Annotated in this window: 7 protein-coding genes and 3 pseudogenes; 5 read left to right on the forward strand and 5 right to left on the reverse strand. The window is 67.7% G+C overall.

All coding sequences use genetic code 11. The features are described from left to right. On the reverse strand, positions 1-491 hold a 491-nt coding region (locus Q8W71_RS31595), incomplete at its 3' end, for a transposase (RefSeq protein WP_305528870.1). Between the two features lie 417 nt (positions 492-908). Between Q8W71_RS31595 and Q8W71_RS31600 the strand changes: the two genes are divergently transcribed. Together Q8W71_RS31600 and Q8W71_RS31605 are read left to right on the forward strand one after the other, a co-directional pair. Further along, positions 909-1,949: an HD-GYP domain-containing protein gene (locus Q8W71_RS31600; protein ID WP_305529311.1), complete on the forward strand. Its 1,041-nt coding sequence runs from the start codon at positions 909-911 to the stop codon at positions 1,947-1,949. Further along, positions 1,946-2,521: a PilZ domain-containing protein gene (locus Q8W71_RS31605; protein WP_305529312.1), complete on the forward strand. Its 576-nt coding sequence runs from the start codon at positions 1,946-1,948 to the stop codon at positions 2,519-2,521. Before Q8W71_RS31600 ends, Q8W71_RS31605 begins: the two co-directional genes overlap by 4 nt. 279 nt (positions 2,522-2,800) lie before the next feature. Here Q8W71_RS31605 and Q8W71_RS31610 read toward each other — a convergent pair whose 3' ends face one another. Then, a complete protein-coding gene (locus Q8W71_RS31610; protein WP_305529313.1) occupies positions 2,801-3,316 on the reverse strand; it encodes an STM3941 family protein in 516 nt (171 codons plus the stop codon). A 372-nt stretch (positions 3,317-3,688) separates the two neighbouring features. Between Q8W71_RS31610 and Q8W71_RS31615 the strand changes: the two are divergent. The 3 pseudogenes from Q8W71_RS31615 to Q8W71_RS31620 all read left to right on the forward strand — a co-directional run. Then, a pseudogene (locus Q8W71_RS31615) lies at positions 3,689-4,113 on the forward strand (IS21 family transposase); the annotation flags it as partial. Positions 4,114-4,282: 169 nt separating this feature from the next. Next, positions 4,283-4,492 (forward strand): annotated as a pseudogene (locus tag Q8W71_RS33035) (hypothetical protein); the annotation flags it as partial. Between the two features lie 69 nt (positions 4,493-4,561). Then, positions 4,562-4,855, forward strand: a pseudogene (locus Q8W71_RS31620) (transposase); the annotation flags it as partial. Between the two features lie 416 nt (positions 4,856-5,271). Here the strand turns inward: Q8W71_RS31620 and Q8W71_RS31625 are convergent. The 3 genes from Q8W71_RS31625 to Q8W71_RS31635 all read right to left on the reverse strand — a co-directional run bounded on the left by Q8W71_RS31625 (position 5,272) and on the right by Q8W71_RS31635 (position 10,168). Continuing rightward, entirely contained in the window at positions 5,272-6,837 is a 1,566-nt protein-coding gene (locus tag Q8W71_RS31625) for a PepSY-associated TM helix domain-containing protein (protein ID WP_305529314.1), read from the reverse strand. A 27-nt stretch (positions 6,838-6,864) separates the two neighbouring features. Next, on the reverse strand, positions 6,865-9,030 hold the full coding sequence (locus tag Q8W71_RS31630; RefSeq protein WP_305529315.1) for a TonB-dependent siderophore receptor: 2,166 nt from the start codon (positions 9,028-9,030) through the stop codon (positions 6,865-6,867). 238 nt (positions 9,031-9,268) lie between these two features. Then, positions 9,269-10,168, reverse strand: a complete 900-nt coding sequence (locus Q8W71_RS31635) for a helix-turn-helix domain-containing protein (RefSeq protein WP_305529316.1) — start codon at positions 10,166-10,168, stop codon at positions 9,269-9,271. Positions 10,169-10,991: the final 823 nt, after the last annotated feature.

The following is a 10,991-nucleotide window of genomic DNA, read 5'->3' on the forward strand; positions in this document are numbered from 1 at the left end:
TCGCGATCCTGAACGTTGGCCGGCACGACGGCGAGCCCCAGGACGTGCCCCTCGGCATCGACCAGCGCCACGCGTTTGCGCCCGACCAGCTTCTTGGCGGCGTCGTAGCCGCGTGGCCCGCGCACACCGATGCACTTGACGCTCTGTGTATCGATGATCGCCAGCCGCGGCGTGGGACGCCGCCCGCAGCGGCGGCGCTGTCGGCGCGCGAGCGTCCGCATCAGGCTCTCGAACAGACCCTTGTCCACCCAGCGCCGGAACCATCCATAGACGGTGCGCCAGGGCAGGAAGCCGTCGGGCAGCGCCCGCCACCCGCCGCCCGTGCGCAGATGCCAAGCAACGGCCGCCATCACGAGGCGCGCTGACTTGGCGTTGGGTCGTGCCGCCGGGTCGGCCCGCTCCAGGAAGCGGGCCACCTCGTCCAAGCCCGCCTGCATCACCATGTCCTTCAGACGCGTCTCATGGCGCGTCCGATGCCGGTCCGTCCACATCTGCTCTCTCCTCCGCCCCGCCAGGCGGAATTTGTGTTGCCACACGAGACAGATGGGGACGGACGGCAGAGGACCTCAAACAGGCTCTGAGAGGATCCGTGCAGCCGACGATGCGATGGCTCCATGGTGGGTGGTGGCGCTCACGCCCACGGGTGGCTGGTGACGATATCGAATTTGCGGATCCAGCGCACAATGTTATCCCGTTTGTAACAATTTTGGGTTGTATTACTTCCGTAGTGGCGGGATATACAAACCTTTGACGCCCAAAAGTTGCAAATTATGCTGGCGCAATCACCATACAGGTTGTGGCGAGCAGCGAATGGCGCGCACGCACGGCGGCGCACGTGGCGCGGCTGCGTCGGCTCAGGTTCAGCTCGATGACCTTCGACGAGCGCGCGATCCTCTGACGGGTCTGGGATGGGCGAGCTTCTGCTGATCACCGACGACCGGCGCCGCGGCGAGCGCCTCGCCCGCGACCTCGGAGCGTTCCGCGCCTGTCGGGTTCTGGACCTCTACGAGGACCCGGCTCCAGCTACGACACCTGGGATGATCCTCAGCGACGTCAGCACGCTTACCTCGGACGCGGTCCTGCGCCTTCAGCGGACCCTCAAGATCGTTCGGGGCGAGAGCGCACCCTATCTCTTTCTCGTGCACGGCAACGCAGCGAGAGCCGAGGCGCAGGCGCGGCTTCTGGGGGCGAGCCAGACCCTCGGCGCAGCCGCTGCCGTGAAGCTCATCATCGATAGGCTCGATCGCCTGGGCGATCGGACGGCACTTCCTCCTCCGCCGGTGCAGAAGAGGGCCATCGAGGCGCGCCGCTTCATCGCGGCCACGCTGTTTGCCGATCAGCCGATCTCGCCGTCCGTGGTCGACATGGGCACCGATCTCGTGGAACGGGCCGTGCGCGAGACGAGCATCCGCGACTGGGTGCGCACCGTGCAACGGTTCGACGACGTCACGCACCAGCACGTGCTGCTCGTGGCCGGCCTGTCGGTCGCGTTCGGAGGAGCGCTCGGGTTCGCGGCGCGCGATCGTCACCGGCTCGCCAAAGCCGCGCTCCTGCATGATATCGGCAAGACCCGGGTCCCGCCGGCCATCCTGAACAAGCCCGGCCGGCTCGAAGGCGACGAGTTGCGGGTGATGCGCTCCCACGCGGCGGAGGGACACGCCATGCTCGCGGGCGCGGGCTTCGAGGAGGAAACCCTCGCCGTCGTCCGCTCGCACCATGAAATGCTCGATGGCTCGGGCTACCCCGACGGGCTGAGGGGTGGGGAAATCCCCGACCTCGTGCGGCTGGTCACCGTCTGCGACATCTACGCGGCCCTGATCGAGCGCCGCCCCTACAAGACGCCCATGCCTCCGGCCGAAGCGTTGATCGTCCTGGGCGATATGGTGAGCCGCCTCGACGGGGATCTCGTGCGCGCCTTTCGCCCCGTAGCGGCAGCGTTCAGCCCATGACGGAGCGCCGCGTCATCGCACGTCACGCCGTCGTCGCCCCGGCCGTGTGCCTGCGCCGCGACGGGACCGAGTTCCACGCCGTCACGGTCGATATCTCGCCCGCAGGGCTGCGGTTACGATCCGCGACGCTCCCGACCAGCGAGGAACGCCTGACGTGCAGCGTCCGCGGCGCGGGCTCCTTCGAGGGCCATGTCGCATGGGTGGAAAGCAGCGACTTCGCTGTGCGGGTCGTCGGTCCGGTCCCGTCTCCCGGTGCTGTGGCGCGAAGCCTCCTCGAGCTGGCGCGCCGGCAGGCGCCACCGTCGGATGTCGTGCGGGTTTCCCGACGGATCGTGCCTGCCCATACGGCGGTGGAGGTCACGCTGATGAGCGGGCGGCGGGTACCGGCGCAGATCGTGAACCTGTCGGCGTCTGGCGTGGCGCTGGCGCTCGATGCACCCCTATCGCTGGGTCAGATGATCATCGTGGGACGGCAACGGGCGGCGGTGGCGCGCCTGATCGAGGGCGGCATCGGTGCCGCCTTCCTCGTGCAACTGGATGACGCCGCGATCGGTGAACACACGGTGCTGTGATTCGCCACGACAAGCGCTACTACCGCGAGCGCTGGCGCATCGAGGCAACCTTCGACTGATGATCGGCGTCGAACCATGCCTCCGCCATGAATGCCACTAAATGTCGCGACAAAATAATGGAAGTCTATTTATCGATGGGGTCACGATCGGCGCGGATCAAGAACTCATATCCCTGCAAAATTCAGCCTATACTACAGTAGTTTAGGTCAACCTAAGGGAAAGATTATGGTTCGATGCCGATCTACAGGCCGGGCAACGGCATAGTCGGCGGCCCCAAGGCTACGCGCCGCGCTTGGCCGCGGACACCGCCTCGACCAATGCCGGGAAGCCGCCGCGCAGATCGGCCGCCGTCATCCAGTACCCGGACCGCCCGAAGACCCGGTTCAGTTTGGCCTTGCGGCGCGCACCTTTTGTCCAAGGCAGATCCGCGTCGGCCGCCGGATCGATTTCCAGTACCAGCATGCGTTGCCGCTGGAACTGCACCGGCGTCACGCTGCGGATCGACTTCCACGGAATCCAATCGGTCGACAGCCTGCGATCGTAGATCCCCCGCGGCCCGACGGACACCACCAGCTTCGACTGAAACAGCTTCGGGAATATCAGCACTATGCAGAGGCCGAAGAACGCGACGCCAACATATGCCTCGAACTCGCCGAAGCTTCCAGGCGTCACGGCCGTGAGCCCGATTGTTGGGTGAGCATAGATCAGCCATCCGGCGAATGCCGTGAAACCGACGGAGGCCAGGAAGAGGCCGATGGTCCGCCACGGCGAGCGATAGATCTCGACGACATCCATGTAGGCGAACTCCGCAATGCGGGGGGCTGACCAGCGCCCACGTCGCTCCTCGGGAAAGCGACTATCGCTAACCTTTGGCGCGTCCGTAGCCAATTTTAAGCGCCTTCCTGCATTACGCGAATCCATAGCTTCTCGGCGCGGAGGCGTTCGCGGCGGCTTTCCACCTTGTTCAGGCAATACCGGACGAAAACGCAACCGCTTGGCGGCCTTCGCGCGGTCCAGCGGGGCGACATTTCTGGCCTGGATCTTCACGACCATCGAGAGCTGTGTAGGGCGGTGACAAAACCATCCACTGGAGCGTCGGCGTAGTGCTGATGCGGCCCTTATAAAAGCCGGCCAGTGGAGTGGCTTCTCTGTCGAGAGGGGCCAAGGATGTTTGCCGTGAAAGTCTACGCGGCCGTTCGGCAGTTCATGTTCATCGACGGCAACTCCCGGCGTGAGGCGGTCCCTGTGTTCGGGCTGAGCCGCGAGACGATCGCCAAGATGTGCCGGTTTTCGTTGCCGCTAGGCTACACGCGCCCGAAGCCGGTCGAGAAGCCGAAGCTCGGGCCTCTTCTGCCGGCGATTGATGCGATCCTGGAGGCGGACCAGACCGCACCGGTCAAGCAGCGGCATACGGCCAAGCGGATCTTCGAGCGGCTGCGCGACGAGCACGGCTATGCCGGCGGCTACACGGTGGTGAAGGACCACGTGCGGATCTGCCGGGCCAGGGCCGAGAGACCTTCGTGCCGCTGGCCCATCCGCCCGGTCACGCCCAGGTCGACTTCGGCGAAGCGGTGCCCACGATCGGCTGCGTGCCGGCCTACCGGTCACGCTGCCCCCGCGCGTAATTGCCATCGACGAGTGGACCTGGCGACGCGGGCGCCGCTACGGCACGGTGATCGTCGATCTGGAACGCCGGGTGTGCGCAACCTCGGCGAGGCGTTGCAGGCGACGGTCGGCGACGAGCACGCCGTGATCCGCTCTGTGGCGAGCACGCTCGGAGATGAGCGGGCCGCGACGCACTGGACCGAGCAGAACCACGCGCGTCCGGCGACAGCCGCCGACCGGCGCCGGCTCGCCAGGCACGCGCCGCGCCGGGCGCGTCACGCCGAGGTCCTGCGGTTGCATGGGGCCGGGGCCTCCGTGTCCGGCATCGCGCGCCATCTCGACCTCGATCGCAAGACGGTGCGGTGCTGGTTGCGCCGGGACGAGCCGCCGAATTGGGCGAAGCCGGCGCGCGCAAGCCTCATCGACCCTCACCGGCCCTATGAGTTCATCCGCCGCTTCCTGCTGCACGTCCTGCCCACGGGCTTCCACCGCATCCGCCACTACGGCCTGCTGGCTAGCGCCGGCCGTCGAGCCAACCTTGCCCGTATCCGAGAGTTGCTGGCCGCCCCGTCGCCGGCCACGCCGCCCGAGCCCACGCCGCCGCCCGACTGGCGCCCGCCCTGTCCGTGCTGCGGCGGACGCATGACGGTCGTCGAGACCTTCGGGCGCTTCATGCTGCCGCGCGGCCCGCCAAACGCGTCCGCCCCGACCGGGATGAGAGCGGCATGATCCGGCACGCCGTCAGCGACCACGACGCCGGGAGCCTTCGCGCCGCGGCCGGAGGGTCGTTGCGCGCCTGCCAGGCTGTGTGGTGCTCCCAGCCGCCCGACCTTGGCCGAGACAGGTCGATCAACGCCCCGACCGTCCTTGGCCGGCCGTCAGCTTGGCCCGGTCGACCGCCGCGCCGCGCCCACAGAGATCTTCGCCGACCGTCGTGCCAGCCCGCGCCATCGGGCGAGAGCGCATAATCCCCGTAGGCGAGCGCCTCGGTCCCCGCGGGGTCGTTCTTCGGGGACTTTCGTACGCCTCACGGCGCCCGAAACTCCTCACGAAAGCGGCACGACGGCTTTGGACGGCAGGGGTCCCGAAGTGGCCATCCCGACTTGCACGGCGCGAAGGTTCTTGGGCCAGACTGACAATGAGCGTCAGCGTGAACGGGACAGAGGCTCGTTCCTGAGGGTGGACACCGGCCGACCGATCGGCCACCGCATCTCGAGCGGGCGCCTCGTTCTGCACGTGGCCGCGTAGGCGAAGACCGCGGCGACCGCCAGCATCGCCGCGTCGAACCCGAGAAACATCGCGTCGGAGGCGATCGCTGGGCGTCCGGGAAACAGAAAATCAGCTATTGGTACGGCGAGATAGAGCGCCGTCACGGCGGCGAACGCCTCGGTCCACCGACGCTCCTGCGGCCGCAGGAGCGCCGTGGCAGCGATCAGCAGCCAGCCCGTGAAGAACAGCCGCATTTCCCAGACCGCCCGGTCCGCCAAGTCTACCGGCAACAGGCGATTTGCGACGAGGTAGCAGGCGATCGCCCCGGGCAGCCCTGCGATCGTCCCGACGTTGAGCGCGTCGACGGCGCGCAGACCGAGCGCGCGCGAGCCCCGGCCTTTCGGCGCCCGCGCCACTGTCCAGAGCACGAGGCCCGTGGCGACCGTGGCGCAGCCCAGAAGGCCCGACAGGAAGAACAGGGCGCGCAGGGCCGTGCCGGCGAAGTGCGCCTCGTGCAGGCCGACCATGACGGCCTGGGTTCGCGCGGCCGGACCCGGCGTCACGGAGCGTGCGCGGATCGCGCCCGTGGCAGCCGCGAAACTGATTTGCGGGTGAACGTGCGACAATCCGTGCGGCTCCTCGAAGATCGCCAGCACGGTGGCGGCCGCGTCGCGAGGATGGGTGACCGTGATCCGGTCGAGGGGCTCGGTGACCTCGGCTACCGCCCGCTGGACGAACGGCCCGAGCGGCGGCAATTGGCCCGGCTGCCCAACCGGGTCTGCCGGCGGCAGGACCTGCCCGGACTCGGCGAAGTAGCGCTGCCTGTCGCCTCTAAAGGCCGCGTCCATGCCCCAAGGCATGTACAGGAACATCAACGTGGCCAGCCCGGTGTAGGTGATCATCAGGTGGAACGGCAGCCCGAGCACGCCGGCCACGTTGTGAGCGTCGAGCCAGCCGCGCTGGGCCGACTTGTCCCGGCGGAAGGTGAAAAAGTCGGCGAAGATGCGCCGATGGGTGACGATGCCCGAGAGCAGCGCCACCAGCATGACCATCGCGCAGGCGCCGACGACCCAGCGCCCCCAGAGCGGGGGCAAGCTCAGCTCGAAATGGAAGCGGTACAGGAAGTCGCCGCCGCGCGTGTCGCGCACGGCGGCCGGCGCACCGGTCTCGGGGTCGAGGAGGGCGTGCCCCGTCGGTGGGCCCGGCCGCGAGCGCCAGTACAGCTCGATCAGGGGGAAGTCCGCCCGCGGCATGCCGATGGACCAGCCCGTCGCGTCGCCAGCGTGCTCGGCGAGGAAGGCGGCGCCGCGTTCGGCCGCCCGCGCCAGCGCGGCGACATCCGGCTCGGCAGCCGCGGCGAGTTCCGGACGCATCCAGCGCGAGATTTCGGGCCGGTAGTAGCTCGCCGTACCGGTGACGAACACCGCGAACAGCACCCAGCCGACCACGAGGCCTGACCACGCGTGCAACCACGCCATCGACTGCCGGAACGAGTTCCTCACTGCTGCGCTCCGGGCGACATTCTCCGCCTACCAGCGGTAGCTCAGCGTCGCGAGCACCGTGCGCGGGTTGCCGTAGTAGCAGGACGCGCGGGTATCGCAGGTCGCGACGTAGACCTTGTCGGCCAGATTTGTGGCGTTGAGCGCGAAGGTCGCCCCCGCCCAGGCCGGATTCAGGCGGACGAGGTCGTAGCGGATCGTGGCGTCGAAGAGCGTGTAGGACGGGATGGGGATCGTGTTGGCCAAGTCACCGAAATGGTCGCCGAAAAAGCGCACCCCGCCGCCCACGGTGAGGCCGAACAGCGGCCCGGGCGGGAAGCTGTAGGTCGCAAACAGCGCCGCTTGGTTGTAGGGCGTCACGGGGATACGCGCGCCGATACGCGGCGCGGTGGGGCCGGTGCCGGTGCGGGTAATGCGGGCGTCGAGGTAGCTATAGGCGGCGGCAACGTCGAAGCCCTCGAACGCCGTCACCTTGGCTTCGGCCTCGAACCCCTCAGCGCGCACGCCGCCGACCTGGGACTGAAAGCCGAAGGTGGTGGGCACCAGCACGTTCTGCTGGTCGATGGAGAAGCCGGCCAGCGTGAATAGGCTCGCCGTGCCCGGCGGCTGGTACTTCAGGCCGCCTTCGATCTGGTCGCCTGTGGTCGGGCGAAACGGAGTCGAGCCGGCGCCGAGCGCGGTCGGCGGCACGATGCCGTTGTAGCCTGTTCCGGTGGCGGGCTGGAACAGCGTGGCGTAGCTGACGTAGGGGCTTACCCCCGACTCGAACTCGTAGAGCAGGCCGGCGCGGTAGGTGAGGCCCCGGTCGGTCTGGTCGACGCGGGTATTGCCGACCTGCTGGACCGTCGTGCTGGTCACCGTGTCGTGCCGCCCGCTGAGCAGCAGCACCCAACGGTCGAAGCGGATCTGATCTTGCGCGTAGGCGCCGATCTGCTCGAAGTTCTGGCGGATGCGCGAGGTGATCGGCGGCAACGGCTGGAAGCCGCGGTAGACTGGCGCGAACACGTCCAGGCTGGTCGTCAGCGCGTTGCGCGTGGCGAAGCCGATGTCGAACGTGCGCACATCGAGGCCGAACAGGAAGGTGTGCGCGAGCGGGCCGGTAACGGCATTGAGGACGAACTGGTTGTCCATGGTGAAGGCGTTGACGTTGTCGTCGAACCGTACGGCGCGGCGCGTCACATTGCGGAAGTCGGTGACGACGCCCGCCGCGTTGGTCGGGAAGCCGAAGCCGCGCACCACCGGCAGATCGACGTTGACCCCGGAGTAGCGCAGGTTCTGCTTGAAGGTCGCAGCCTCATCGAAACGGTGCTCGAACTGGTAGCCAATGCCGAACTGCTCTCGGCGGAATGCATCGTAGCCCGGCTCGCCCAGGAAGACGGAGCGGCGGATGCGACCGTTGGGATTGGGGGTGAGCGTGCCCTGCGAGGGCAGGAACTGGAGGGACTTCGAATCGTCCTTGATGTAGTAGCCGAGCACCGTGAGTTGTGTCGCCGCGTCCGGCCGGAACGTAACGCTCGGTGCGATGAAGGCGCGGTCGTCGTTCACGTAATCGACGATCGTGTCAGACAGACGCCCGAGGCCGACGACGCGGTAGAGCACCGTCTTCTCGGGGTCGACCGGGCCGGTAACGTCGAAGGCGCCGGTCAAGCGTCCGAAGCTGCCGCCCTGCACAAGCACTTCGCGGTAGGGCACGTCCAACGGCTTCTTGCTGACGAAGTTGACGAGGCCACCGGGCGGCGATTGCCCGTAGAGGACGGCGGCCGGGCCCTTGAGCACCTCGATCCGCTCGACGCCGTAGATCTCGTAGCGCGACCACGCGTAGGTACCCTTCGGCAGTTGCAGTCCGTCGAGGTACTCCGGTACGTCGAAGCCGCGGACCTTGACCCAGTCGAAGCGTGGGTCACCGCCGAAGCGTTCGACCTGCACGCCAGCGGTGTACCGCAGAGCCTCGCTCGGGTTCTGCGCGGCGGTGGCACGGATCTGGTCGGCGGTGACGACGCTGATCGATTGCGGCGTGTCGATGAGCGCAGTGTCAGTCTTGGTACCGGTGGCGCTGCGTTTGGCCGTGAAGCCGGCCACCGGGCCGTCCGCCCGCTCGCCGGCGGTTCCCGCCGGTCCGGGAACCGCCGGGCCCCCGCCCGCCCCGATCACGGAGATCTCATCCAGCGCGACCTGAGCCGGGGCAGGCTGCGCCACGCCAACAGTTATCGTGCTCAGGAGCGCGCCCATCGCCGAGAGCGAGAAGCCGGATACTCTGCAGATGACGCTGCACATCGACCTGAAGCCCCCGGCCCTACGCGGGTTATCGTCCCGTCGAGAAGGCACCGTTCACGGAAAAGTGCTTAGGTGATAGACCCTAGGCCTGATTGCGACAACGGTTACGTGTTTCGATATCGCTGCAATACGCTTCGATCGAATTTATCATCATTCTAATTCATAACAGGGACTTGGCGCGCGACATACCGAGACTGCTGGGTCGCAGGCCAAAGCGCTTCTTGAAGAGAGTGGCGAAGTGGGGGGCGGTGTAGCCTACGCTGAGGGCGACCGTGCCGACGCCGACCTCGCAGCCCGCGAGCATGCGGTAGGCGGCTTGAAGGCGCTGCTCTTGGAGGAAGGCGAAAAGGGTCATGCCGTAGGCGATCCGGAACGCGCGGTTGAGTTTTGCGGGACTCGTTCCGACGCGCCGGGCGATCGCATCGAGGTCGGGAGCTGCGTCCAGGCGTTCCAGGATCAGGGCGCGGGCCGCGTCGACCTGCCTCCGGTCTGCGACCGTGAGGCGGCGCGTCGATGCAGCGGGATCGGCGAGCGCCTCGGCCTCGAAGACCAGGGCGATGAGCTCGAGGGCCTTGGCCGCTTGGTAGAGCGGCTGCCCCGCCGGGCCGGCGGCCGCGAGGATCTGCGACGCCACCGCCTGGACCGTCGCGTCGGCCGGGCGCCCCTCGAATGCGAATCCGCGCTCGGCCCAGCGCTGCGTCACCGAGGCCGCGCTGTCGCCTAGCACAGCGTTGGCGTGATTGAGGTCGATCCGGACGTGGACGCTGCTCAGCGGCTGGCCGGCCGGGAAAGTCTGCTCCCTGTCGAGCGCTCTATCGGCGAAGCCGACGAGCAGGGCCGGCGCCGCAATCCTGATCGCCGGCAGATCGGCGACTTGGAGGTCCGTTTGCCCGCGCAGGTAGACGACGACGCGCAGGCCCGTGCCGACCGGGACCGTCGTTCGGGATCCGTCGCCGAAGATCGTCTCGTACGTGAAGACGCTCAGCCAGCCGCCGAGGTGGTGGGCGATCGTGCTGGCCGGCCGCGCCGAATGCGTGCAGCTTGGTCCATCGGTACGCATGCATTGTGTACCTACAGCACGTCCCCGCATTCGTCGACACAATGCACCAACATGGAAGTATTATAGTTTAAAAATAATCTTGAGCACTTTGATCGTAGAAATAGATCGAACTTAAGTATCCTATGCAATAATCCATATGTGTGCATGCAGCAAGTCGTCGATGCATCGACTGGGTGACGACTATTGCACCGGAAAGCAATCTCTTCCGCACCGGGCGGTCCGCGAGATCCCGTTCGGACACAGCTTGGCAGCGTCCGTGCCGCACCGGAGCGGTTTTCGCTTCAGGTGCGAGAAGCGCAGCGATCGGATGTCCATGGTGAAGGTTTTTGGGATGCCGGCCGGCGCAGGTCATGCGGCTGGGCTGAGCGCCGGCGTCCGCAAACCGCCCCAGCACGAACCCGCGGTGGTGCGAGCGCACCGTCTATGGGGATTGGAAGATCTGCGGGCTGAGCGCGGGGTCAGCCGGTGGCACGGACCTGCCCTTGGGGGGCGGGGTGGGGCGGCCAACACGCGGGTTTAGACGCACCTGCGGGGGCGTGGCGCAGCGGCGGCGGGCCGGTGGGGCGACGATCGGCACGACGGCGATGGTTGCGGCCGGGTTGGGCACGCGGCGGCTCGCTGGCCGAAGCGACACGGCTTCGACGCGGGGCTGGACTGGAACGGGCCGGGTCACAACGCCCTCATCGCGGAGGGGCGCGGCGCGGTGGGTGGTACGCGCGGCTGAGCCGGGCTCGGGATGGCCGCGATGATGATCATGCGCCCGCCGCAGCACGGGCACGCCGGGCGCCACGCCGACGATCGCTCCGCCTCGATCTCGGTCGGT

Origin of the sequence: Methylobacterium amylolyticum (assembly GCF_030700245.1) — a bacterium.
Lineage (GTDB): Bacteria > Pseudomonadota > Alphaproteobacteria > Rhizobiales > Beijerinckiaceae > Methylobacterium.